The sequence below is a fragment of the Streptomyces parvulus genome, from assembly GCF_014648855.1.
Classification (GTDB): domain Bacteria; phylum Actinomycetota; class Actinomycetes; order Streptomycetales; family Streptomycetaceae; genus Streptomyces; species Streptomyces parvulus.
The window spans coordinates 17,999-42,151 of the sequence record NZ_BMRX01000027.1 but is presented as its reverse complement, the minus strand read 5'-3'; the positions used below and the strand labels follow the sequence as shown (position 1 = coordinate 42,151).

General features: G+C 69.8%; 23 protein-coding genes and 2 pseudogenes. 14 read left to right on the top strand and 11 right to left on the bottom strand.

The genetic code is table 11. The features are described from left to right. Both IE108_RS33745 and IE108_RS33740 read right to left on the bottom strand, forming a co-directional pair. Positions 1 to 629: sugar phosphate isomerase/epimerase family protein (locus IE108_RS33745; protein ID WP_189397830.1), on the bottom strand; the 629-nt coding region annotated here is incomplete at its 3' end. A 37-nt stretch (positions 630 to 666) separates the two neighbouring features. After that, complete coding sequence (locus tag IE108_RS33740; protein ID WP_064732353.1) at positions 667 to 1,713, bottom strand: zinc-dependent alcohol dehydrogenase; 1,047 nt, start codon at positions 1,711 to 1,713, stop codon at positions 667 to 669. A gap of 124 nt (positions 1,714 to 1,837) precedes the next feature. On the opposite strand from IE108_RS33740, the gene IE108_RS33735 reads away from it, so the two are divergent. Genes IE108_RS33735 through IE108_RS33715 form a run of 5 tightly spaced genes read left to right on the top strand, consistent with a single transcriptional unit; the run spans position 1,838 to position 7,314 of the window. Beyond that, positions 1,838 to 3,241, top strand: coding sequence for an ABC transporter substrate-binding protein (locus IE108_RS33735; RefSeq protein WP_064732354.1), 1,404 nt, complete (start codon positions 1,838 to 1,840; stop codon positions 3,239 to 3,241). Positions 3,242 to 3,271: 30 nt separating this feature from the next. Then, positions 3,272 to 4,285 (top strand): carbohydrate ABC transporter permease, encoded by a 1,014-nt coding sequence (locus IE108_RS33730; protein ID WP_064732355.1) that lies wholly within the window; start codon positions 3,272 to 3,274, stop codon positions 4,283 to 4,285. Next, positions 4,282 to 5,166 (top strand): carbohydrate ABC transporter permease, encoded by an 885-nt coding sequence (locus IE108_RS33725; protein WP_064732356.1) that lies wholly within the window; start codon positions 4,282 to 4,284, stop codon positions 5,164 to 5,166. Before IE108_RS33730 ends, IE108_RS33725 begins: the two co-directional genes overlap by 4 nt. Before the next feature lie 17 nt (positions 5,167 to 5,183). Further along, on the top strand, positions 5,184 to 6,386 hold the full coding sequence (locus IE108_RS33720) for an ROK family transcriptional regulator (protein WP_064732357.1): 1,203 nt from the start codon (positions 5,184 to 5,186) through the stop codon (positions 6,384 to 6,386). Positions 6,387 to 6,420: 34 nt separating this feature from the next. Next, positions 6,421 to 7,314 (top strand): Gfo/Idh/MocA family protein, encoded by an 894-nt coding sequence (locus IE108_RS33715; protein ID WP_064732358.1) that lies wholly within the window; start codon positions 6,421 to 6,423, stop codon positions 7,312 to 7,314. A 76-nt stretch (positions 7,315 to 7,390) separates the two neighbouring features. On the opposite strand, the gene IE108_RS33710 is transcribed toward IE108_RS33715, so the two are convergent. The 7 genes and pseudogenes from IE108_RS33710 to IE108_RS33685 all read right to left on the bottom strand — a co-directional run bounded on the left by IE108_RS33710 (position 7,391) and on the right by IE108_RS33685 (position 12,753). Continuing rightward, a complete protein-coding gene (locus IE108_RS33710; protein WP_064732359.1) occupies positions 7,391 to 8,503 on the bottom strand; it encodes an NAD(P)/FAD-dependent oxidoreductase in 1,113 nt (370 codons plus the stop codon). A 267-nt stretch (positions 8,504 to 8,770) separates the two neighbouring features. Beyond that, the gene (locus IE108_RS33705) at positions 8,771 to 9,292 is read right to left on the bottom strand and encodes an SDR family NAD(P)-dependent oxidoreductase (protein ID WP_202546128.1); all 522 of its coding nucleotides are present in this window, start codon (positions 9,290 to 9,292) and stop codon (positions 8,771 to 8,773) included. Positions 9,293 to 9,305: 13 nt separating this feature from the next. After that, positions 9,306 to 9,485 (bottom strand): annotated as a pseudogene (locus IE108_RS35375) (SDR family oxidoreductase); the annotation flags it as partial. 458 nt (positions 9,486 to 9,943) lie between these two features. Further along, entirely contained in the window at positions 9,944 to 10,312 is a 369-nt protein-coding gene (locus IE108_RS33700) for a DoxX family protein (RefSeq protein WP_064732360.1), read from the bottom strand. A 321-nt stretch (positions 10,313 to 10,633) separates the two neighbouring features. After that, positions 10,634 to 11,194 (bottom strand): NADPH-dependent FMN reductase, encoded by a 561-nt coding sequence (locus IE108_RS33695; protein ID WP_064732361.1) that lies wholly within the window; start codon positions 11,192 to 11,194, stop codon positions 10,634 to 10,636. Positions 11,195 to 11,345: 151 nt separating this feature from the next. Continuing rightward, entirely contained in the window at positions 11,346 to 11,840 is a 495-nt protein-coding gene (locus tag IE108_RS33690; protein ID WP_107420543.1) for an SsgA family sporulation/cell division regulator, read from the bottom strand. A 319-nt stretch (positions 11,841 to 12,159) separates the two neighbouring features. Continuing rightward, positions 12,160 to 12,753: a TetR/AcrR family transcriptional regulator gene (locus IE108_RS33685; RefSeq protein ID WP_064732363.1), complete on the bottom strand. Its 594-nt coding sequence runs from the start codon at positions 12,751 to 12,753 to the stop codon at positions 12,160 to 12,162. A gap of 183 nt (positions 12,754 to 12,936) precedes the next feature. On the opposite strand from IE108_RS33685, the gene IE108_RS33680 reads away from it, so the two are divergent. The 4 genes from IE108_RS33680 to IE108_RS33665 all read left to right on the top strand — a co-directional run bounded on the left by IE108_RS33680 (position 12,937) and on the right by IE108_RS33665 (position 17,229). Beyond that, positions 12,937 to 13,566: a cysteine hydrolase family protein gene (locus IE108_RS33680; RefSeq protein WP_064732525.1), complete on the top strand. Its 630-nt coding sequence runs from the start codon at positions 12,937 to 12,939 to the stop codon at positions 13,564 to 13,566. After that, positions 13,563 to 15,140 carry an aldehyde dehydrogenase (NADP(+)) gene (locus IE108_RS33675; RefSeq protein ID WP_064732364.1) on the top strand — a complete coding sequence of 526 codons (1,578 nt, stop codon included), beginning with the start codon at positions 13,563 to 13,565 and terminating at the stop codon, positions 15,138 to 15,140. Before IE108_RS33680 ends, IE108_RS33675 begins: the two co-directional genes overlap by 4 nt. Positions 15,141 to 15,203: 63 nt before the next feature. Further along, entirely contained in the window at positions 15,204 to 15,689 is a 486-nt protein-coding gene (locus IE108_RS33670; protein ID WP_079163928.1) for a lipocalin-like domain-containing protein, read from the top strand. 151 nt (positions 15,690 to 15,840) lie between these two features. After that, entirely contained in the window at positions 15,841 to 17,229 is a 1,389-nt protein-coding gene (locus tag IE108_RS33665) for an MFS transporter (protein WP_079163929.1), read from the top strand. A 208-nt stretch (positions 17,230 to 17,437) separates the two neighbouring features. On the opposite strand, the gene IE108_RS33660 is transcribed toward IE108_RS33665, so the two are convergent. Further along, positions 17,438 to 17,923, bottom strand: coding sequence for a winged helix-turn-helix transcriptional regulator (locus tag IE108_RS33660; protein WP_064732365.1), 486 nt, complete (start codon positions 17,921 to 17,923; stop codon positions 17,438 to 17,440). A gap of 130 nt (positions 17,924 to 18,053) precedes the next feature. Here IE108_RS33660 and IE108_RS33655 point away from each other — a divergent pair, with 130 nt between their 5' ends. The 4 genes from IE108_RS33655 to IE108_RS33640 all read left to right on the top strand — a co-directional run bounded on the left by IE108_RS33655 (position 18,054) and on the right by IE108_RS33640 (position 21,897). After that, a complete protein-coding gene (locus IE108_RS33655) occupies positions 18,054 to 18,872 on the top strand; it encodes an enoyl-CoA hydratase/isomerase family protein (protein ID WP_064732366.1) in 819 nt (272 codons plus the stop codon). A gap of 129 nt (positions 18,873 to 19,001) precedes the next feature. Then, a complete protein-coding gene (locus IE108_RS33650) occupies positions 19,002 to 19,901 on the top strand; it encodes an alpha/beta hydrolase (RefSeq protein ID WP_064732367.1) in 900 nt (299 codons plus the stop codon). Between the two features lie 165 nt (positions 19,902 to 20,066). Further along, entirely contained in the window at positions 20,067 to 20,510 is a 444-nt protein-coding gene (locus IE108_RS33645) for an ester cyclase (RefSeq protein ID WP_064732368.1), read from the top strand. Between the two features lie 154 nt (positions 20,511 to 20,664). Further along, positions 20,665 to 21,897: a ThuA domain-containing protein gene (locus tag IE108_RS33640; RefSeq protein WP_064732369.1), complete on the top strand. Its 1,233-nt coding sequence runs from the start codon at positions 20,665 to 20,667 to the stop codon at positions 21,895 to 21,897. A gap of 51 nt (positions 21,898 to 21,948) precedes the next feature. On the opposite strand, the pseudogene IE108_RS33635 reads toward IE108_RS33640, so the two are convergent. Then, a pseudogene (locus IE108_RS33635) lies at positions 21,949 to 22,739 on the bottom strand (MBL fold metallo-hydrolase). Positions 22,740 to 23,228: 489 nt separating this feature from the next. Between IE108_RS33635 and IE108_RS33630 the strand changes: the two are divergent. Further along, the gene (locus tag IE108_RS33630) at positions 23,229 to 23,981 is read left to right on the top strand and encodes a lysophospholipid acyltransferase family protein (protein ID WP_064732370.1); all 753 of its coding nucleotides are present in this window, start codon (positions 23,229 to 23,231) and stop codon (positions 23,979 to 23,981) included. The last annotated feature ends 172 nt before the right edge of the window (positions 23,982 to 24,153 follow it).

The window sequence follows — 24,153 nt, the reverse complement described above, 5'->3', positions numbered from 1 at the left end:
GAGACCTGGGCGTGGCCGATGACGTCGGCGTGGGCGACGATCGCGGCGGCGGGGTCGGTCTCCTCGATGTTCATGTGGTAGCTGTCGATGCCGATCCGGACCGAGTCCAGGCCGATGGCGCGGATCAGGTCGGCGGCCTGCTCCAACCGGTTGACCATGTGGTCCTCGTACCGGTTGAGCGGCTCCAGGAACAGCGTGACACCTTCCTTTCGGGCGTGCTCGCCCAGCTCCGCCAGACCGTCCAGGAGCACCTCGCGGTCCTCCATCTCGGTACGCGGCGGCTCGAAGGGCGGCAGGCGGCGCGAGAACATGCCGTAGGAGGCGGGGGTCTGGGCGCCGACGCCGCCGATCTCCGCGATGACGGTGAGCTGCGACTTCATCTGGGCGACGGCGTCGCGGCGCAGGTCCTCGTCGAAGGCGCCGAGGAAGTGCAGCATGTCGACGCACACGGTCGGCATGACCACGCCGTCCTTGTGGGCTTGCTGGAGTTCGCCGAGGCGGGAGGCGAAGAGGAGGTCGCCCTTGCCGCGCAGTTCGATCGCGTCGTAGCCGGCCTGCTGGGCGAAGTCCCACTTGGCCTGCAGTGTGTCTCCGGGCAGGAGCTGTTCCTGGACCGCGGTCTTGAGCATGAGAGGGCCTTTCGGGGGGTGCGGTCTCGAAAAGTGGTCAGAACTCCAGGACGACCTGAAGCGCCTCGGCGGGCCGCTCGTCCAGCAGTACGTAGGCGCCGGCGGCCTCGGCGGCCGGAACGACGTGACTCACCAGAGCGGACACGTCGACCTGGCCCTCGGCGACCAGGCGCAGGAAGGTCTGCTGCAGGCGTTCGACCGTCCAGCGGTTCGACAGCTGCGGCGGGACGCCGCCGATCTGGGAGCAGATCAGCTGGACCCGGTTGTGGTGGAACTCGTCGCCCAGGCGCAGGCCGATGCCGTCGCCCTGGTAGAAGCCGGAGGCCACCACCCGCCCGCCGACGGCCACCGAGCGCAGCGCCTCGTGCAGGGCCGGGTAGGCGCCGCTGATCTCGATGGCCAGGTCCGCGCCCAGGCCGCCGGTGGCCTCGCGGACGCGCTCGGCCACGGCGTCCGTGCGGGCGTTGAGGGTGTGCCGGGCGCCATACTGCTTCGCGGTCTCCAGGCGGCCGTCGAGAGCGTCCACGGCGGTGACGCGGGCTCCGTTCAGCTGGGCGAGCCGGGTGGTGAGCAGGCCGATGACGCCCTGCCCGAACACGGCGACGTCCTCGCCGACGTGGATGTCACCGGCCAGGACGGCGTTGTAAGCGATAGCACCGACCCGGGCGAAGGCACCGGCCAGCGGTTCGAGGCCCGCCGGGAGGGTGTGGCCGATCATGCGCTCGGCGGGCACGATCCCCTCGCTGCGGTGGCCCCAGATGCCCCACACCAGATCGCCGGCGACCGGCATGCCCGGGGTGTCGGCCAGCTCCGGGGAGACCTCGACGACCTCACCGACCTCGGAGTAGCCCCAGCCGGCCACCGGGTATTCGATGCCCGCGGCACCGTCGCGGAAGAGCCGGGCCCCGGCGTCCCAGGTGCGGGTCAGATACGGGTTGGTGCCCCGGTAGGCGGTGAGTTCGGTGCCCGCCGAAATGCCCGAGTAGCGGGTACGGACGCGCAGATGGCCGGGCGGCAGGTCGGCGCTGTGATGCTCGGCCAGGTCCACCTGACGGGGACCGGTGAATTGAACGACGCGTTCCACGGGGGCTCCGGAGGGTTGCGAAACTAGGTTGTGGCGACACTATCTCGAAGTTATGTCTTGTCAACACGCAAAACAGATGCTGTGATGCGTTCCTGGTTGACATAAGTCGGAACGAGGACACGCGATGCGCATCAGGAGTCTGAGGTCGAGGACGACCGCGGCCTGCCTCACAACAGCCCTGGGCATCGGGCTGCTGGCGGGCTGTGCGGGGAGTACCGGGCCCGGCAAACCGGACCGTGAGATCACGGTCTGGTCCCAGGAGAACCTCCCCGACCGCGTCGCGGCGACGCAGAAGGTCATCGACGGCTTCGAGAGGAAGACCGGCGTCAAGGTCAAGCTCGTCGGGGTCGACGAGGCGCAGATGCCTCAGTTGATCATGTCCGCCGCCGCTTCCGGCAAGCTGCCCGACGTCATCGGCGCGGCCCCGATGGGCCAGGTGTGGCAGATGTACAGCAATGGGCTGCTGAACACCGACATCCCGAAGCGAATCGTCGAGGAGCTGGGCCGGGACACCTTCAACGCCAACGCACTGGACCTGACATCGGACGGCGCCACCAGCCTGGGCGTGCCTTCCGACGCCTGGCTCCAATTGCTTGTCTACCGCAAGGACCAGCTGGAGAAGAAGGGGCTGGCGGCCCCCGACACCTACGCCAGGACGCTGGCCGCCGCCAAGGCGCTCACCACCAAGGGCCACGACGGCATCTCGGCGGCCACCGACCCCAGTGACGCCTTCACCTCGCAGAGCTTCGAGAGCCTCGCCCTCGCCAACGACTGCCAGCTCGTGGACGACCGGCACGAGGTCGCCCTCGACTCCCCGCAGTGCGAGACCGCCTTCACGACGTACGACCGGCTGTCCCGGGCCTACGGCGCCCCGGGCACCCAGACCGTGGACTCCACCCGGGCCACCTACTTCGCGGGCCAGTCCTCCATGGTGATCTGGTCGTCGTTCCTGCTGGACGAGCTCGCGGGCCTGCGCAAGGACGCCCTGCCCAGCTGCCCCGAGTGCAAGAAGGATCCGCAGTACCTGTCGGACAACAGCGGCATCGTCACCGCGATGAAGGGCCCCGACGCGAAGGACGCGGCGCAGTTCGGCGAGATCACCTCCTGGGTGACCACGAAGACGGCCGAGACCGCGGCGTCCCGGGAGTTCATCGAGTACATGATGGGCACCGGGTACGAGTCCTGGTTCGGTCTGGCGCCCGAAGGCAAGATCCCGGTCCGCAAGGGCACGGCCGCCGATCCGGACCGTTACCTCGACGCCTGGCGCTCCAGCGACATCGGGGTCGACACCCGCAAGCCCCTCGACAAGGTCTTCCCCAGGGCTCTGCTCGACCAGCTCGCCGACGGCGTCAGCAACATGCGGCGCTGGGGCATCGCCCAGGGCGAGGGCGCCCTCGTCGGCGCCACCAACGGCGAACTGCCCGTCCCCAAGGCCATCGGTGCCATGTCCGGCGGCCAGATCTCCCCCTCGGAGGCAGCGCGCGAGGCCGACGAGGACGTCGCCGCCCTCAAGAAGTCCCTGCAGTAGCCGTCCACCTGCACCTCACGAAGGTCCCTCATGACTACAGCTCCATCCGGCGCGACGCAGCGCCGGGACACCGACCCCCCGGCGCGGTCCGCCTCCCCGGGCCGGCGCCCGATGACCGCCAGCCGGCGAGAGAACCGAGCGGGGCTCGCGTTCGTCTCCCCGACATTTCTCGTGGTCCTCGTGGTGGTGGTCCTGCCCATCGCGTGGACCGTGCTGCTCGCCTTCCAGAAGGCCAGGCTCGTCGACATCCAGGGCATGGGCCTGTTCGGCAACTGGTCCCTGGACAACTTCGCGCAGGTCTTCGACTCGGCCGGCTTCTGGTCCAGCCTGTGGACCACTCTGCTGTACACGGCCGGAGCGACCTTCGGATCCATCGGCCTCGGTCTGATCGCCGCACTGGCGCTGCGCAAGCCCTTCAAGGGGCGCGGACTGATCCGCGCGGCCATGCTGCTGCCCTACTGCGCACCCGTCGTCGCCGTGGCCTTCGTCTGGGAGGTCGCGCTCAGCCCGCAGTACGGCATCGTCAACGACTGGGGCCGGCGCCTGTTCGGCTGGGACGACCCCATCGCCTTCCTGTCCACCCGCGCCTACGAAGTGCACCTGCTGGGAGTGCACTTCGACATCCCGCTGGCCCTGCTGACGGTCATCGCCTTCGAGACCTGGCGGTACTTCCCCTTCGCCTTCCTGTTCATCCTGGCCCGGCTCCAGGCGGTCCCGGACACCCTGGAGGAGGCCGCGCTCGTCGACGGGGCCACCCCCACCCAGCGCTTCCGGCACATCCTGCTGCCGCAGCTGATGCCCGTCATCGCACTGCTCTCCGTGCTGCGGTTCATCCTGACGTTCAACAAGTTCGACGACGTGTACCTGCTCACCGGCGGCGGCGCCGGCACCGACGTGGCCGCGGTACGCGTCTACGACTTCCTCACCGCCCGCTACGACGTGGGAGCCGCGGCCGCCCAGGCACTCGTCCTGGCCGCCTGCCTGGTCATCCTGTTGGGCCTCTACTTCAAGTTCTTCGCCAACAAGGTCCAGGAGGAAGCGTGACGCGCAAGACGGCCCTGGCCCGGGCCCAGTTCGAGGACCGCTTCTTCGGCGTGCTGCGCTGGTTCGTCATCGCGTTCCTCGTGGTGATCACCGTCCTGCCCTTCTACTACATGGTGCTGCTGTCGCTGAAGCCCATCGACGCGCTCCTGCTCGATCCGGGCTCCCTGTGGATCTCCGCCAAGGACTTCACCCTCTCCACCTACCAGGACGTGCTGCGCTCCAGCGACTCCGGCGGTCAGGGCTTCCTGAAGTTCCTGCTCAACTCCGCGCTGGTCTCGCTGGGAACGGTCGCGCTGACCCTCGTGGCCGCCGTGCCCGGCGCGTACGCCGTCAGCCGGCTCAAGTTCTTCGGGAGCCGTCAGGTCAGCGCGCTCTTCCTCGCCGTCTACCTCTTCCCCACGACGCTTCTGGCCGTCCCACTGTTCGTCATCTTCGCCAAGATCGGACTGTCCTCGAACCTCGTGGGGCTCGCCATCGTGTACGTCGCCCAGACCGTGCCGGTGACGATCTACATGCTGAAGAACTATCTGGTCACCATCCCCGCCTCCATCGAAGAGGCGGCGGCGCTCGACGGGGCCTCCAGGCTCCAGACCGTGCGCAAGGTGATCCTTCCGCTGGCCCTGCCCTCCCTGATGGCGACCGGCCTGTACGTCTTCATGATCGCCTGGAACGAGTTCCTCTTCGCGCTGCTCTTCCTGGCCGCCGACCCCGACAAATGGACGGTCTCCCTGGGACTGGCCCAGCTGTCCAACGGCATCGAGGTGCCCAAGACCGTCCTGATGGCCGGTTCCGTGGTGCTGACCATCCCCGTGGTACTCCTGTTCTTCGCCGCCGAACGCCTGCTCACCGAGGGGCTCACCAGCGGCGCCGACAAGAGCTGAGCTGTGAGGGGAACTCGATGACGTCGAATCAGGTCAGCGCGGGCGAGTTGCTCCAGCTCATCCGCGGCGGCCGTGCCAACACCCGCGCCGACCTCCAGCGTGCCACCGGACTTTCCCGTTCCACCGTCGGGCAGCGCCTCGACCTGCTCAACCGGGCCGGGTGGCTGCGCCACACCACTGGCACCTCCACCGGAGGCCGCCCGTGTGACCAGATCGAGTTCGATCCCGGCCACGCCTCGGTCATCGCGGTGGACTTGGAGACCCGGCACGGCCGGGCCGCCGTGCTCGACCTCGCGGGAACCGTCCTCGCCGAGTACACCGGCGAACTCGACATCGCCCGAGGGCCCGATGAGGTCCTCGACCGGGTGGCCGGCTGGCTGCCCGACCTGATCGCGGCGGCGGGCACCGTCCCGGCCGCCATATGCGGTATCGGCCTGTCCGTGCCCGGACCCGTTCACTGGGAGGTGGGCCGGGTCGTCCAGCCGCCGATCATGCCCGGCTGGGACCAGTACCCCATCCGCGAGCGTCTCCAAGAGGCCTACGCGCTCCACGTGGGCCACGATGCGCGGGACGGCCGACCCGTCCCCGTCTTCGTCGACAACGACGCCAACCTCATGGCACTCGCGGAGCAGCAGGCCAACCACCGGGACTGCTCTTCCTTCGTCCTCGTCAAGGTCTCGACCGGCATCGGCGCCGGTGTGGTGATCGGCAACGAGGTGTACCGGGGCATCGACGGGGGCGCCGGCGACATCGGGCACATCCGCCTGCACGATCACCCCGAAGCCCTGTGCATGTGCGGCTCCTACGGCTGCCTGGCCGCGGTGGCCAGCGGCCGGGCCCTGGCGCGCACGCTCACGGAACTGGGCCTGCCGACCTCCTCTGGGTCCGACGTGAGGCGCCTGCTCGCCGAAGGCAACCCCGAGGCGATCCGCCTGGCGCAGCAGGCCGGCCACTTGGTTGGTGCCGTGCTGGCCACCGTCGTCACCCTCCTCAACCCGGGTGTCCTCATGATCGCCGGAGACCTCGCCGGCGTCCCGTTCACCACGGGAGTGCGCGAGGTCCTTTACCGGCGGGCCATGCCGCGCACCACCGCGAACCTCACCATTGTCTCCTCGCAACTCGGTGATCAAGCGGGCCTCCTGGGCGCCGCGGCCATGGTCGTCGGATTGCTCTACTCCTCCGAGGAAGCCGACGACCGACTCAGCCGGCTGTCCCCGTGACCGCCGTGCGCCCGAGCCCAAGAAGGAAGCAGCCGTGACGACCGATCTCTCCCCCTGGCCCCACCGACCCGTCGAAGTCGGGCTCGTGGGCGCCGGCCCGTGGGCCCGTGCGATGCACGCCCGCGTGCTCGCCGCCGGCCCGGAGACGCGGCTGGCCGCCGTGTGGGCCCGCCGCACCGATGCCGCGCGGGAGGCTGCGGCGCCCTACGCCGCCCATGTCGCCGCGGACTTCGACGAATTGCTGGACCACTGCGAGGCGGTCGCCTTCGCGGTCCCGCCCGCGGTTCAGGCCGAGTTGGCCCCCTTGGCAGCGAAGGCGGGCAAGGCCGTCCTTCTGGAGAAGCCACTCGGTCCGGACCTGGACTCCGCCCGGCGGGTGGCGGACGCCGTGTCCGAGGCGGGCGTGGTCTCCCAGTTCGTCCTGACCAAGCGGTACCACCCCGCGACACGTTCCTTCCTGGAAGCCGCCCGTGCCGCCCAGGTGACCGGCGCCCGTTCCTGCTACCTCCACGGTGCTTTCCTCGGTGGTGAGATGGCCACCGGCTGGCGTCTCGAACACGGCGCCCTGCTCGACCTCGGTCCTCACCTGATCGACCTCCTGAACACCGCGGTCGGTCCCATCGCCGCCATCCGCGCCACCGGTGATCCGCGCCGCTGGATCGAGCTGACCTGTGAACACGCGAACGGCGCCGTCAGCCAGGCGACTTTGTCCGGGTCGGTCAACGTGCCGCGGGCCATCACCCGTGTGGAACTTTTCGGTGCCGGGCAGCCCCTGATGTACGACACGGCCGAGATCAACCACGAGGACTGCTGGCCCGTCCTGCGCCGCGAGTTCGCCGACGCCGTGCGCACCGGCACGTCCGCCGAGCTGGACGCACGGTACGGGCTGAACCTGCAAGCCCTGCTGGACGGCGTCGTCCTCGGCTGAGACACCCTCCTCGGTTCGCCCGCTCGGTCCTCGCGACGCATTGCGAGGGCCGAGCGGGGCCGGCGGGCGGTGCCTCTCAGCGCGCCGTGTGCCCCAGCAGCTTCTGCGTCGCCGGCACCGCGAGGTGCCGGCTCTTCAGTACCGCCGTGGCCTTGTTGCCCAGGACGAGGACATCTCTGCCGAGGGCGGGCAGAAGGGTGCTGCCACCGTCGGGACCGAACGGGACGGAGAAGGCGCGCACGGGCGCCGGCCTGTAAGGACGCGGCATGGCGCCGTGCTTGCCGTGGTCCAGGTACGCGCGGATGTTGTGGGCGGTGGCCTCGCCCTGGGCGACGGCCGACGGGCTGAGTTTGGCCTCCGACACGTCGTTGACGTCGCCGATGGCGAAGATGTCGCGTTGCCCGAGGACCCGCAGGTACTCGTCCACCCTGACGCGGCCGCGCTCGTCGAGCCAGTGCCCGAGCCCCGCGAGCCGGAGCCAGACGGTGTTGGGCGTGGTGCCCGTCGTCCAGAACACCACGTCGGCGTCGAGGGAGTTGCCCGCCTGGTCCTGCAGGCGCATGCCGGCACCGCCCGCGGAGGAGACGAAGGTGTCGAGGCGGACCTTCACGTCATGCCGCTCCAGCCAGGAGCGCGCTTGCCGGCCCATCCGGCCGGTGCCGTTGCGGGAGAGCAGCTTCGGTCCGGAGTGGGCCAGGGTGACCACGGCCCGGGGGTTGGCACGCCGCAGTTCCGCGGTCAGCTCCACACCCGACGGCCCGCCACCGACCACAAGCACGCTGCGGGCCCCGGCAAGGCGGCGCTGGTGCCCCTGGAAGGCCGCCGCGGCTTCGGCGACGGTGCTCCCCGTGAAGCGCGCGGGCTCCTGGTAGTCGGCACCGGTCGCGATCACGAGAGCGTCGTAGGCCACCGTGTGGCCGGTCGCAAGGACCACGCGGCGGTGTTCGGGCTCGATGCGAACCGCCTTGTTCCGCACAACCCGACCGTTGACCAGCAGCGAGTCGTACGGGATGAAGGGGGAACGGGTCCAGTCCGGGTCGGTGCTCGCCCGCAACGAGGCGATGCGGTGGAAGAACGCCTCCTTCAGGTCGATCAAGGTGACGTCGGCGTCCGCGTCCAGTTCACGGGCGAGGCGGACGCCGGCGTACCCCCCGCCGATGATGACGACTCGTCGCGGGTTCGTGGTCATGGTCAGCGCACTTCTTTCGGCTCGGGCTGAGGGTGCCGTCCGGTCCACCGGTGGCGCGGCATTCCGGGTGGGGCCCCGCTGGATGAACGCCTGAACGGGCCCCCTCGGTTCAGAGCCCGGGCACTTCGGGCACGGAACTCGCCCGAGGCCGACGCATGTGTGAATCCCTCGTGTGCACGGCCCCCGCGTCTCGCGGTCCGCGCCCTGGTGCCGAGTCCGGGCGCCGGTCTTCCGCCTCCCGGCGCCTCGGACCTCCGTCGAGGTGTGTCACCAGGCGCTCGCTCCGCCGTCGACGGGGTAGTTCGCTCCGGTGATGTAGCTGGCGCGGTCGGAGGCGAGGAAGGCGGCGAGCTCGATGATCTCTTCCGGCCGGGCGAAGCGCTTGAGAAGGGTCTTGCTGGTGATGGCTGCGCGTGCCTCCTGGTCGTCGCCGAGGTCACGGTCGCTGGCGGGGGTGAGGACGGGCCCGGGACTGATGGCGACGGCGCGGATGTGATGCGGGGCGCCTTCGAGTGCGAGTTGGCGGGTCATGCCGATGACGCCGGCGTTGGCCGCCGTGTGGGCGACCATCGGGGGAGTGGAGCCGGCGATGAGACCGGCCTCCGAGGCGACGTTGATGATGACTCCACCGCCGCGCCGGACGAGGTGGGGCCAGGTGTACTTGGAGACGAAGAAGGGGATGTCGAGTTCGCCCGCTTCGGTTGCGCGCCAGTCCTCGACAGAGAAAGTCGGGCATGGCTCCGAAGCGCTGCATGGCGGCGTTGTTGTAGACGACGTCGAGTCCGCCATAGGCCGCGGCGGCACGGTCGGCGAGGTCGTGGACCTGCTCGGGGTCGGTGAGGTCGACGGGGGCGAGACCGGTCATGTGGCCACCGGCTCGGCGGACGAGCCCGACGGTTTCCTCGTTGGCCTCGGTCTGGATGTCGGATCCCACGATCTGCGCCCCCTCTCGGGCGAAGACGAGTGCGGCGACGCGGCCCATGCCGCCCGCGGTGCCGGTGATGAGGGCTACCTTGCCGTCGAGGATTCCCATGGCAAGCCTCCTGGTGGTCGAGTACACCGTGATGTGTGTACGAGGGCTGGGATGCCGGAGCCGCACGTAGGCGAGAGATGTGTCGCGACGCGGAACTCGCGGACGGCCGGTGACAGAAGCCGGTGTCGTCCCGGCGACCCGATCGGGGGACCCGGGGTCCGTGCCGATCGAATTATTTGCTTGACGCTACAAGTATAGCTGGTGCGGAGTGAGAGGTAAGCGATTGGCGTGCAATGTCCGGCTCGGGCGAGTATGACGAGGCGCAGGGTGTCGCGCGCGCGGGTGTGTCGATCGCGGCTGCCGCCGCATGAGAAAGGGGGCGCCCGCCCGGCGGCGCGCGTCCCCTTGGGTGCATCTCCGGCACCGTGGTCGACAGATATGTCAGGACCATGACATTCAGGAAGAGATCATTGCGATGCCGCCAGGGTGGCGGCCGCCGCGACGGCGACGAGCGCGAACAGTACGGGGGCCGACGCGGCACCCCGGGCCTCGGCATCGGCGTAGTCGCCCCACTTCGCGTGGTACCGCACCGCTCCGAGCATGACGACGAGCAGGCCGGCAGCGGCGGTGATTCCCACGGGCTGCCACCAGATGCCGGCGACGAGCCCTGCCGCCGCGGCCACCTCGGCGAGTCCGGTGAGGCGTACGAGGCCCGGGCCGAGGCCCTTGGCCACGAGTTCGTCCGGTACACGTCCCTTGAGCTGCGCCTTCGGTGCGCCCGCCGCCAGGGAGACGAGTGCGAGGAGTGCGCTGAGGATGACGGCGGCTATGTACACGATGATCCTTGTCGATGGGGGTGAACGGCTCGAGTGGCCGCGTGGTGGCGGGGGTGGTGCGCGCCGGCGGCGGGCCCCGCGGGAGGTGGGTCGCCGGGCGGTGACACCCGGCAGGCGGGGACGGGCGGTGTCGTCCGACCCGGTCGATACTCGCGGCCGTTCGGCTGCCGCCCCCTCCGTGCAGCGGGGTCGTCTTCGCCGGGCCGTACCCGGGCACCAGGAGAGGGCCGTCCCAAGCGAGACGGCCCTCCCGGCCCCGGACGTGAGCGGGACCGAGTCCTGTGTCCCTGCGGAATACGGCATCCGCGGAATTCGGAGCTGCTAGACGGCACGCAGCGGGGCAAGGGCCCCGCTCCACGCCAGCACCTGGTCCAGGACGGCGCCCAGGGCGTCGACCTGGTGGTCGCCCGGCTTCAGGACGCTGAAGTTCTCGAAGTCGTGGAACAGCGACAGTCCGACCTGGGCGCGGACGTCGGCCATCTGCAGTTCGCCGGCGACGAGACGGAGGTGCTCGACCGCTCGGGCGCCGCCCATGGCGCCGTAGCTGACGAATCCGACCGCCTTGTTGTTCCACTCCGCGAAGAGGTAGTCGATGGCGTTCTTCAGGACACCGGACGTCGAGTGGTTGTACTCGGGCGTCACCATGACGAAGCCGTCGAAGGAAGCGATCTTGCGGGCCCACTCCTGCGTGTGCGGCTGGGAGTACTGGCCCATCGACGGCGGAAGCGCCTCATCGAGGTGCGGGAGCTTGTAGTCGAGCAGGTCGACCAGCTCGTACTCCGCGTCCCCGCGCTTGGAGGCGACGTCGAGCACCCAGCGGGCCACGGCCTCGCCGTTGCGTCCGGGACGGGTGCTGCCGAGGATAATGCCGATCTTGGTCATGCTGAGCCCTTTCCTGAGATCCACCTCGAGCAACGCGGCGAGATGTAATTGCTATGACAAGTAACTTACCAGAAAAAGTTGCTCAGTCAAGTAAAGGCTGAGGAATGCCACCGGGTGCCCGGACCGAGGGGCGGGCGGGTGCCGACCGGACTCAAGTCGCCCCGTCGTCGGGCCCCTTCAGCACCAGCCAGGAAGCGAGGGCTGCGTCGATCTGCGGCAGGGCGTCTTCGGCTCCGGCGGCGACCGTGCCGAGAGTCCGGTCGAGGAATGGGTGCAGGGAGGTCGCCTGCACGGTGAGGACGGTGGTGCCGTGCTGCGAGCTGATCCGGATGTTCACGGCGCCCCGGCCGGCCTCCAGGTGTCGCCGTCGGCGGGGCACGGGCCAGACCTGCACGTCGGCGATGCCGGCCGGCCTGGAGAGTCCTTCGATCAGCAACTCACGGGCGAACACCCACTCCACCGGCGCCGCATCCTCCGTGTGCACCGCCATGCGCACCGCGTACGGATCTGCGGCGTCGTAACGGAAGGCGACCGTGACCGGCACGGTGACCAGTCCTTCGAGCAGGGCGGACCCCTCGCACCAGCGCGATACGCCGGATTCCGGGGCGGGGGTCGGTCCTTGACCGGCGGAAGGGTGACGGCTCATGGCGCTCTCGTTCACTTTCGTCGCTGTGTCGGACGGGCGTGCCCGGCACGGGAGGCCCGCTTGGACGCGTCGAGAGCGTCGGCCGGGCGCAGGCGACCCCGGAAACAGGTGACCGGTCGACTTCATTCCTGGAGGGCACGAAGATGGTCCCGGACCCATGCGTCGCCGGCGCGGCGCGTGTCGTCGCGCGGGCCGCCCGGTCGCGAGGCACGGCGACCGGGCCGACGTGGGCGTTTCAAGATCACCGATCCGCCCGCGCGAGGAGCCGGCCGGCATCCTGAGGCTTCGACGTGGCGAGGCCGGACCCGGTGCGCGTGGGTCAGCTGTCGGCTCGGACGTCGTCCTGATCGGTGCGGTGCACGAGCTGCTCGGCGACGGTCTCCAGGAGTTCGTCGGAGAAGGCCTTGTCCGCCACGGCCCGGGAGATGAGCACGGCGCCGACCATCGCGCTGAGGGTGAGCATGGCCTCGGACCCGGCGTTGTCCCGGTCGCCGTCCAGGCCCGCGATCAGGTCCAGATAGGTGCGGACCTGGTTCTCGTAGGCCTGCTTGACGTGCTGCTCACCTCGTGCGGCGGCGGCGCCGAGCGTGACCAGGGCGCATCCGGTGGCGGGTCCGTCCCGGTGCTGCTTGGCGAGGTAGGCGTCGATGAGACCGGCTCGCGCGTCCTGCTCGTTCCGGTGTGCCGACCGTTCCATCTTGGCGGTGCCCTCCGCCAGCGCGAAGTCCGCGGCCTGGGTGATGAGGTCGTCTCGGGAGCTGAAGTGCTTGTAGAAGCCGCCGTGTGTCAGGCCGGCCTCGTTCATCAGTTCTGCGACGCCGGGACGATCGACGCCGTCCACGCGAATCCTGCGCGACGCGATCCTCAGCACCCGCTCGCGGGTCGCTGCCTTCTCCGCCTGTGAGTGGCCCATGGCAGCCCTGCCTTTCGTGGCGCGGCGTCGTGCGGACAGTGCACGACTGGATGACATGCATCATACACCTGGAGCCCCTGCCGCAGGCCGAGGAGATCGGGCGCTTGACATTGAGGATGATGCATATCATCCTCATACTCCTTATTGAGGATGATGTAAATCATCCAGATCGGAGTGGACGTCATGCCCCACACCTATGACCCCCGTCACACCGCCGTGCTGCTGGTCGATCCCTTCAACGACTTCCTGTCCGAGGGCGGCAAGATCTGGCCGCGCCTCGAACCGATGGCGGAGAGGACCGGCCTGCTCGATCACCTGCGCTCCGTCGTCGCCACCGCGCGTGCGACCGGCACGCGACTGATCTTCGTCCCGCACCGCCGCTGGGAGGAGGGCGACTACGAGACGTGGAACCATCCCAACCCCACCCAGTTGGGCATCATGAAGCGCCACAGTTTCGCCCGGGGGACGTGGGGCGGGGAGTTCCACCCGGACTTCCAGCCACAGCCCGGCGAGACCGTGGTCGCCGAGCACTGGGCGCAGAGCGGTTTCGCCAATACGGACCTGGACTTCCAGCTCAAGCAGCACGGCATCACCCACGTCGTGCTCGTGGGACTGCTCGCGAACACCTGCATCGAGTCCACCGGCCGCTTCGCCATGGAACTCGGCTACCACGTGACCCTCGTACGCGACGCCACCGCGGCCTTCCTGCCCGAGATGATGCACGCCGCGCACGAGCTGAACGGGCCCACCTACGCCCACGCCATCACCACCACCGACGAGCTCATCGCCGCGTTCGAGGGAGCAAGCGCATGACACTGACCGGAGACCTGCTCATCGGCGGAGGCCGGGTGCCCGCGACCGCGGGAACCATGAAGGCGTTCAACCCCGCCACCGGAGAGTTCATCGAGCCCGAGTTCGCCTTCGGCGGACCCGCCGAGGTGGACCGCGCCCTGCGCCTCGCGGACGAGGCGTACGACACCTACAGCCGCACGGGCCTGGAGGAGCGAGCGGCGTTCCTGGAGCTCATCGCGGACAAGCTCGAGGCGGTCAAGGACGAACTCGCCGCGCGGGCCTCGCTGGAAACCGGTCTGCCGGTGGCGCAGTTCGAGGGCGAGGCCGCGCGGACCGCGGGTGTCTTCCGCAAGTTCGCCGTGGTGGTGCGCCAGGGGCGCTTCCTCCAGACGGCCATTGACCCCGCGCAGCCGGATCGCCTGCCGACACCGCGCCTGGACCACCGACTGCAGAAGGTGGCCCTCGGTCCCGTGGCCATCTTCGGTGCGAGCAACTTCCCCATCTCCTACTCGGTCGCGGGCGGTGACACCGCCTCCGCCCTCGCCGCGGGCTGCCCCGTCGTACTCAAGGCCCACAACGCCCACCCGGGGGCCTCCGAGATCGAGGGGCGCGTGATCCAGGAGGCCGTCGCCGAATCCGGTCTGCACCCCGGCGTCTTCTCCCTCGTGCGTGGCTCCGGCAACGAGATCGGCGAAGCGCTCGTGGACCACCCGCTCGTCACGGCGGTCACCTTCACGGGCTCCGAGGCCGGCGGCATGGCCCTGTACCGCCGGGCCCAGCAGCGTCCCGAGCCCATCCCGGTCTTCACCGAGATGACCAGCGTCAATCCGACCTTCGTCCTGCCCGCCGCCCTCGCGGCCCGCGGTGCCGAGATCGGCAGCGGCCTGGTGCAGCGCGGCATGTACAACGTCGGACAGGCATGCCTCAAGCCCGCCGTCCTCCTCGCCGTCGAAGGCCCCGGATACGCCGAACTGCGGGACGCGGCCATCGCCGAGGTGGAGAAGTGGGCCGCGCGTCCCATGCTCACACCCGGCATCCACGACGCCTACGCACGCAATGCCCGGCGCCACGAGGACAACGGCGCCATCCTGCTCGGCCAAGGAGCCGAACCCGTCGGTGAGGCGGATGGGCAGGCCCTCCTGCTCGAAGTCACGGGAGAGCAGCTGCTCGCCGAGCCCACCTTGCGCGAGGAGGTTTTCGGCCCCGCCCTCCTGCTGGTCAGGGTCGCCGACGGGGGGGAACTGCTCCGGGCGGCCCGCGCTTTCCGCGGACAGCTCTCGGCCACCCTCCACGCCGACAACACCGACCGCCACACCGCCGAACAGCTGCTTTCGATCCTGGAACGCCGTACCGGGCGGATCGTGTTCAACGCCTTCTCGATCCCCCAGGAGGTCTCGTACGCCTCCACTCACGGCGGCCCCTTCCCGGCCACTTCCGACAGCCGTTTCACCTCGGTCGGAATGGGGGCGATCGACCGGTTCATCCGTCCGGTCACCTACCAGAACTTCCCCGACGAGCTCCTGCCGGAGCCCCTGCGCGAGGGCAACCCGCTCGGCGTGTGGCGCCTCGTCGACGGTGAGCCGACCCGGGACTGAGGCGGCGACGGTCCCGCCCAACACCGGCGGGGCCCGCCCCTCCCAGCGAGAAGAGGAGTACGCATGACCCCGATGAACCCGGCCGCAGCAGGCGGCGAGCGCGAGGCCCGTGAGGACGTCCGCATGAAGCTGCTCGGGGCCTGGCAGCTCGTCTCGTACACGGCCGCCGACGCCGACGGTGAGGTCGTCCACCCCCTCGGACGCAATCCGTACGGCCTGATCCTCTACACCCCCGAGGGATACATGTCCGCCCAATTGGGACGCAGTGACCGGCTCTCCCTGAGCACGCCCCGACTGGAGGAGGCAACACCCGACGAACTGGCCGCGGCCGCGACCGGGTACGTGGCCTACGGCGGCCCGTTCGAGGTGGTCGATGCGCACACGGTGGAGCATCACGTCACCACCAGCCTCTTCCCCAACTGGATCGGACGGACGCAGGTGCGCGACGTGCAGTTCGCAGGATCCTTCCTGCGGCTCGGCGTCAGCACCCCCACGCGGCTCTGGGGTGCCGAACGTACGGCCGAGTTGACCTGGAACAGGCTCGTCTGACCGGGAGAACCTCACGCGGAGGAGCGTTCCGCCCGTCCTGTGCCGTCCCCTTCCCCGGGCCTCCGGGGGAGGGGACGGAGCCTCCGTCAGCCCGACGACTCGTCGAGGGTCCCCGCCCTCCCCCTCCGTTGACTCTGCGCATGAGGAAGCCATGACCAGCGCACCCACCCGCCCGGGTGTCAAACGAGGAACCATCCCGGTCTTCGCCACGGCGACCGCGGTCACCGTCTCGAACATCTACTTCGCCCAGCCGCTCCTCGACGAGATCGCCCACAGCTTCCACACCTCGGCCTCCACCGCCGGCGTGGTGGCCACCGCGGGCCAGCTCGGCTACGCGCTGGGCATCGTCACCGTCGTGCCACTCGCCGACGGGGCCAGGCTGCGCCGGTTGTCCACCGTGCTGCTGGTGATCACCACCACCGGCCTCCTCGCGGGCGCCGCGGCCCCCTCGGTCGCCCTGCTCGGCCTGGCCGCCCTCGTGCTCTCCGCCGGCACGGTGCTCCCTCAGGTCATCATGCCCACCGTCGTGTCCATGGCGGCCGAGGGCAATGCGGGGCGCGTCCTGGCCGCCGTGGGCACGGGGCTCACCCTGGGAGCCCTGCTGTCGCGGACCGTCGCCGGTCTCGTCGTCGAAGCGACGGGAACCTGGCGAGCGGGGTTCGTCGTGGCCGCCGTGGCCACCGGAGCCCTGCTCCTGGTGCTCCCGCAATACATGCCGGAACCCCCTCCGACGGCAGCACGGGGGAAGGAGAGTTACGCGCGTCTGCTGGGCTCCCTCCCCGGACTGATCACGCAGTACGCGTCACTGCGCGTCTCTGCCGCCCTGGGGGCTACCGTCTTCGCGGCGTTCTCCGCCTTCTGGTCGTCACTCGCCTTCCACCTGACCGCGCCCCCGATCGGCCTGGGTCCCGCCGTCATCGGCTTGTTCGGACTCTTCAGCGTCCCGGGTGCTCTGGCCGCACGGTACTCCGGACGCCTTGCCGACCGGTGGGGCCCGCTCCGGGTCAACGTCATGGCACTGGCGGCGGGGGCGCTCGCTTTCGTCCTGTTCGCGGTGGCCGGCCGGTCGCTGGTGCTGCTGGCCATCGGGTGCAATCTGCTCGGTTTCGGCACGACCAGCAGTCAGATAGCGAACCAGGCACGCGTCTTCGCCGCGCAGCCGGCCATCCGGGCCCGTCTCAACACCGTCTACATCTTCTCGGTGTTCGCCGGGGGTGCCGCCGGTTCCGCCGTCGCGGCAGCGTCCTTCTCGGCCGCGGGGTGGTCCGGCGTGGTGATGACCGGACTGGGGTTCCTGCTGCTCGCCGCGGTCGCCCTGACCTGGCACAAGGTACGGACCGTCCATGGCCCCGCGGGTCGGCCCCCCGCCGGTGAATCCCTGCCGGGAAGCCGCGTTCTACGGGGGCGCGCCCGGAAGCCGGGACCTCCCGGTGCCCGCCCGGGGCGGGACGTGAACCCCGTGGGGGCCGGCTCCGTTGTCCTTGATGAAGGGTGCCCGCCGTCATCCCGTGGGGACGGCGGGGGAGGGGGACCGTCTTGATCATCAGACGGTCCGCTGCCCGTGCAGGGGTTCAGTCCCCCCGGCTCGTCTCCTGTACCACCCTCGGCGGTCCTGCCCCAGCGTCTGCCCGATGGAGGGCGGGACCGCCCTCAGCGGATCCGGGGACGCCGCTCGGTGCCGTTGACCGGAGCGGCACCCACCGCACTCGCCGCGGAGAAGCCCGCCGTGGCGCGGCGCGGCTGTGGGGTCAGCCCACGGGCCGGGTGGCGTCGGCTCCGGCGGGGGCGCCGAGATCGACGTCCTCGAGCGGCGTTTCCGTACCGCCGTCGTCGACGAAGGCGACGCGCAGGGCACCTCCACTGGTCCGGCTGCCCCGGCGCACGAGCGGGCCGTCGGGATGCGGGCAGTGGTGGTCACCCCACTGCTGCAGGGCGCCGAAGACCACGACGAGATCCCGTCCCGACGCGGTCAAGTGATAGGCCATACGGGATCTGGCCCCTGCCTCGCGGTAGGGCCGCTTCTCCAGCACCCCGCCCTCCACTAGGGCGGTGAGTCGCTGGGTCAGGACGTCGCTCGCCACCTGGAGCCGGGCCTTGAACTCGGAGAAGCGGGTTTCTCCGTTCAGAGCCTCGCGCAGTATCAGCAGGTTCCAGCGGTCGCCGACTATCTCCAGGGCGCGGCCGATGGAGCAACGTGTGTCCCCCGTGGCTGATACGTGGCTCTTCGTCGACATGCTGCCATCCTACCTCTGAGACTTGGTTTCCAACCCAGGTGCTAGATTGGAAATCAGGTCCCAGCGGTGTCGGTCCGCCGACCAAACCTTTCGCGGCGCACCAGGCCCGCTCGATCACCAGGAGATCCACATGAGTGCCCATGACCAGTTCTCGGTCGAGGAGATCAGCTCCTCCTACTGGCGGGTGACCTTCTCGAACGGGGAGATCAACCTGATCGACCCCGACACCGTCGAGCAGCTCGCCGCGCTGGTCACCCGCATCGAGCAGGCGCCCGACCTGACGGCCGTCGTATTCCGCAGCGCCAACCCGGACTTCTTCATGGCGCACTGGGACATGCAGTCCGACCGCTCCCGCGTCGCCGCGATGCCGCCCGCGCCCTCCGGCCTCCACCCGTTCGCCGACAACCTGTACCGGCTCGCGAAGGTGCCCGCCGCCACGATCTCCGAGATCAACGGACGTGCGCGCGGTGCCGGCAGCGAATTCGTGCTGGCCACCGACATCCGCTTCGCCGGACCGGGTGCCGTCCTCGGGCAGTTCGAGGTGGGCGTCGGGTCTGTCCCCGGCGGCAATCCCACCGGCCGCCTCCCCCGCGTCGTCGGCCGGGGACGCGCCCTGGAGATCCTTCTCGGCGCCGACGACTTCCCCGCCGACCTCGCCGCGGCGTACGGCTATGTGAACCGCGTGGTGGCCGACGGCGAGCTGGAACGGTTCGTGGACGGCTTCGCCAGGCGCGTCGCGGGCTTCGACAAGGTGGCCGTCGCCCGGATCAAGTCCCTGGTGGACGTCGAGTCCCTGCCGACGGCAGAGTCCTACGGTGCGAGTCTGCAGGCCTTCTTCCAGACCTCCGGACGCCCCGAGAACGCCCACCGCGTTCGTTCGCTCTTCGAGCGTGGCCTGCAGCGCCCCGACGGGGTCGAACTCGAACTCGGCCGTCGTCTGGCGGAGTGAACCGCGGGCGGCCGGAGGACGGCTCCGGCCGTGATCGCGGTCGCTGCCCGCGGGGGCCTGCGGCGACCGTCCCCGGCAGTGCCCGGGCCCCCCGGTGCGTACTGGCTGACCCGGAGACAGGGAGACGGCGTGACGTTCACGCGCAGTGACGTGGAGATACCAGCCGAGGGCGCGACCCTCGGGGGATGGTTGTTCGTCCCCGAGGGTGCCGAGGGGCCGTTGCCGGCCGTCACCATGACCATCGAACTGGGCGGGATCAAGGACCAGGGGCTCGAACCCTTCGCCAGGGCCTTCGCCGAAGCGGGCTACGTCGTGCTGGCCCACGATCACCGGACCTTCGGGTCCAGCAGCGGGACACCGCGACACGATGTGCATCCGTGGCAGCAGATCGCCGACTGGCGCCGGGCCATCTCCTATCTGGAGTCGCGTCCCGAAGTCGACGAGCGGCGCATCGGACTGTGGGGCACCAGCTTCGCCGGCGGTCACGCCCTGGTCCTCGGCGCGACGGACCGCCGGCTGCGAGCGGTGGTGGCGCAGGTGCCCATGATCAGCGGCCTGCGGATCGGACAGCGCCGCGCCCTCCCGGAGCACCAGGCGGCGATCGACCGGCGCTACGACGAGGACGAGCGTGCTCAGCTGCGGGGAAGTGCGCCGGCGACGGTCGCCCTCGTCAGCAAGGACCCCGGCGTCCCCGCCCTCTACCGTGATCCCGAAGTCGTCGACTTCTACCTGCGGCCGTATGACTCGGACGTCGAGTGGGAGAACAGGCTGACGCTGCGGTCGAGTCGCAACAGCCGCATGTACGAGCCCGGGGTGTACATCGACACGGTCTCCCCGACGCCCCTGCTGATGATCGTGGGCACACACGACACCATGACCCCGACCGACATGGCACTCGCCGCCTACGAGCGTGCCCTCGAACCCAAACGACTCGAACTGATCCGGGGCGGACACTTCTCGCCCTATCTCGAAGAGTTCGGCGCCGCCAGCGCCGCGGCAACCGAATGGTTCGGGAGGCACCTGTCCTGAGCGGCCGCGCCCGGGTGCGGACACATGGCCCGGCCCGCTTGGACCCGCCTCTGACTCAGGATGCCGTCACGTGGAGCCCGGAGGACACTGGAATCTCGGGTGCTGGGCCTCCAGCCAAACCGTTCCGCGGGGTCCGGCGAAGCCGCGGCGTCTCCAGGAGCGCATATGTCCCGACAGAAGAACATCGATGCTCAGACGGCATTCGCCCAGGCCGTCATGGAGGGCGATCTCGACGCCTTGGACAAGGTCGTCGCCCCCGGATCGATCGACCACGATCCCGGGCCGCACCAGGGCGACGGGGCCGCGGGATACAAGGCGACGTTCACCGAACTGAGGGCGGCGTTCCCCGACCTGCAGGTCGAAGTGGAGCATCTCCTGGCGACGGAAGACGAGTTGGCCTTCGCCTACACCATCAGCGGAACACACCGGGGGCAGTTGATGGGGCATCCGCCGACGGGGAGGAGGGCGTCGTACCGAGGGATGCAGATCAGCCGATTCGACGACGCAGGCATGCTGGTTGAGCGCTGGGGCAGCAGCGACGAGCTGGGGATGCTCCGACAGCTCGGACTCACCGCCACGGCGCCGGAGGGGGAGGAGCGCGCCGGCTGAGGCGGCTCCCCGGCCCGGGGGGCCGGGCGCGGGGTGCGCGGGGCGTCATCAGCAGATTGGTCCGGACCTATCTGTTGACATGAACACGCTCCACATCCTTGAATGCGTCTGTGACGGCACATCCCCCACGGTCGCGCACGAGGAAGGCCCCGCCATGGTCGGCTCCCGTACGAGAACAACCCGCCTCGGCAGTCTGGTCAGACTGCTCGCCGTCCTCGCCGTGGTGGCCGGCCTCCAAGGGACAGTTGCCCGGGCGGCACCCGACGCGGCCCCCTTCAAGGTGATCGCCTTCTACAACGGCACCTACGACGCCGCACACATCAGCTTCGACCGCGAGGCCAACGCCTGGTTCGCGCAAGCCGGCGCCCAGAACGGATTCACCTACACCCCGACCACCGACTGGAGCAGGCTCAACACGGCCACGCTCGCCGAATACCAGGTCGTCATGTTCCTGGACGACTATCCGCACACGCCGTCGCAGCAGTCCGCGTTCCAGGCGTACATGGCGGGCGGCGGCGGATTCGTCGGGTTCCACGTCGCGGCTTTCAACACCGACACGAGTGACTGGCCCTGGTACCACGACACGTTTCTGGGAACCGGCACGTTCCGGAGCAACACCTGGGGTCCGACGTCCGAGACCCTGCGGATCGACGACGCGGGCCATGCGGCCACCGCCGGGCTCCCGGCCACCCTCACCTCGTCCGTCAGCGAGTGGTACAGCTGGCAGAGGGACCTGCGGCTCAACCCCGACATCGACGTTCTGGCCTCGATGGCACCGTCCACCTTCCCGATCGGCACGGATCCCAACCAGACGTGGTACAGCGGTGACTATCCGATCGTGTGGTCCCACCGCTCGTACCGGATGGTCTACAACAACTTCGGGCACAACGCGATGGACTACGCGACGGACACCGCGCTGTCGTCGACGTTCGCGAGTGCGGAGCAGAACAGGCTCCTGCTGCAGGAGATCGCGTGGGCGGCCGGCCGGTCGGGCCCGGTCACCCCGTCGTCGGGGCCGATCCGCGGGTACGGCGGGAAGTGCGTGGACGTCGCGGGCGGCGCCTCCGCGAACGGCACGCCGGTGCAGCTGTACGACTGCAACGGCACCGCCGCGCAGAAGTGGACAGTCGGCACCGATACGCTCTCGGCGCTCGGCAAGTGCATGGACGTGACTGCGGCCGGCACCGCCAACGGCACGAAGGTCCAACTGTACGACTGCAATGGGTCCGGGTCCCAGACCTGGCGGCGGCAGGCCGACGGTACGGTGGTCAATCCCCAGTCGGGAAAGTGTCTCGACGCCACGGGGCCGAGCTCGGCCAACGGTACGCGATTGCAGATCTGGTCGTGCGGCGACGGTGCCAACCAGAGGTGGACCCTGCCCTCCTGAGCGGGCTGGGCTCGCGTCCGGACCGCCGAGGCTGTCCTACGGACGGCTTTCCTACGGACGTGAGCCTGCTCGGGCCCGGGCCAGGGCGACGGCTCTCCCGGGGGAACCCCGCAGGACGGGGCCGTGACCCGGAGCGATCACATCCGCGTCCACGTACTCCAGAACGTCGAGGGCTTCGAGGGCATCGGTTCGGTCCGTGTGGAACATTCCGGGCAACAGCTGCGGTCCGGGGAGGCGGGAGGTGGGGTGAGCCGTGACCAACGCGTCCCCGCTTACCAGGATCCCGCTGCGCGGCAGGTGGTACGCGCAGTGTCCCGCCGTGTGGCCCGGGGTGTGCAGGGGGACCGGCCCGCCGGGCAGATCCAGCGTGTCCGTGGCGGGGAAGGCCTGCGGACGGCGCACGGGTACGTGCGCCGTGCCACCGGCGCGCAGGGCGTGCACGGCCCACGGGATCACGCCCGGACGCCATGCCCGTCCCAGGACTTGGCCGACGGAGACCTGGTCGAGGTAGTCACGGCGGGCGTGGGGGACCTCCTCGTGGTGCATCAGTACGGGCACGTCGTACCCCGAGCGCAGGCGCTCGGCCGAACCGATGTGGTCGTTGTGCGCGTGGGTGACCAGCAAGGCGGTCACGGAGCGCGGGTGCAGGCCGCGGAGCGCGGGTGCAGGCCGACGGCGTCCAACGACGCCAGCAGGGTGTCGTGGTCGCCCGGGTACCTGGTGTCGATCAGCGTGCAGTCGTCACCTTCTTTGACGATCACCCAATTCGTGTTGCTGCCGGAGACCTGGAAGACGTCGTCAGCGACGCGGACGACGGCATCCTCTCGTAGAACCTGACGCATTCCCTCTGTCTTCCCCGTCGTCCTCGCAGCTGCGGGCGCAGTCGTTCACGGCACGGTCATGAACACGCGTGGGCGCGTGTTCGACGACCGGGTGCCACGGGAGACACGTGCGGCGGGCCGGCGAAGTTCACGCTCACCCGGCTGCGGATGCGACACGTATCTTCGCTGTGGCTCCCACTGAAGCGGTCACCGGCGGCCCGCGACGGGCGGCGCACTCCGTTTCCGTCATCGATCGTCTCCACTACCGCACCTGGTCACCCCTAATATATTGTCTGGTCAATCAAAAGTGCACGGCCATGTGGACGCGGGACGGATCTCGTCCCGGCTAAGGGCCCCAAGGGCTCGACAGCCCGCCCTCCTGCGCCTTCGCGCGCCTGGAGGGTGCGCAGCCCGCTCGAAGCGCACCACCTGCGCGAACGCGCAACCGTTGTGGGCCGTGGGAGGGAACGGCGAGGGTCAGGAGCGGCCACGTCGCGCGAGAACAGGAGGATGCCGGTGCCCGGCAGGACACACAACCCCTACGGCTTCTGGTACCGACTGGCGGCCGGCTTGGTGCGGCCGGTCCTGTTCCTCCTCGTCGAACGCCGGTGGCGCGGGCACGAGCACATGCCAGCCGAGGGCGGCTTCCTCACGGTCGCCAACCACATCTCGCCCTTCGATCCCCTCACCTTCGGGCACTTCCAGTACAGCAGCGGCCGCCCGCCCAGGATGCTCGCCAAGGCCTCCCTGTTCGACGTCCCCTTCGTTGGCGCGATGCTGCGCCGGACCGGTCAGATCCCGGTTCACCGCGGGACTGCGGACGCCGTGAGCGCGCTCCGCTCCGCTGTCGACGCCGTCCGCGCCGGTGAGTGCGTGGCGATCTATCCGGAGGGCACCATCACGCGCGACCCCGGGATGTGGCCGATGGCGGGCAAGACCGGCGCCGCCCGGATCGCCCTGACGACGGGGGCGCCCGTCATCCCCGTCGCCCAGTGGGGCGCCCAGCGCATCGTGCGTCCCTACGCGCGCGGCGGTCGCGGGGACCGACGGGTGTGGCTCGCTCCCCGGCAGACCGTGCACGTGGTGGCCGGAGCCCCCGTCGACCTCAGTCGATACGCGGGGCTGCCCCTCACACCCGACGTGCTCAGGGGTGCCACCGAGGACATCATGGCCGCCGTCACCGCGCTGCTCGCCGGGATACGGCGGGAAGAGCCCCCGACGCGACGTCACACCCACGCACGTCCGGCGCGGGAAACCGCCTGACCAACGATCCCGGTGCGCCGGAGCACAGAGCTGACGCTTCGTCAAAAACACTTCCTTGAGACTCATTTCCGCGTGGTGTACGTTTCTGTGAAACTTGACCCGCGAAATACCAAGCAAGGCGCTGTCTCCCGTCGGCGACCTTCGGGGGCTTCATTTGCTTGCATGTGAAAGG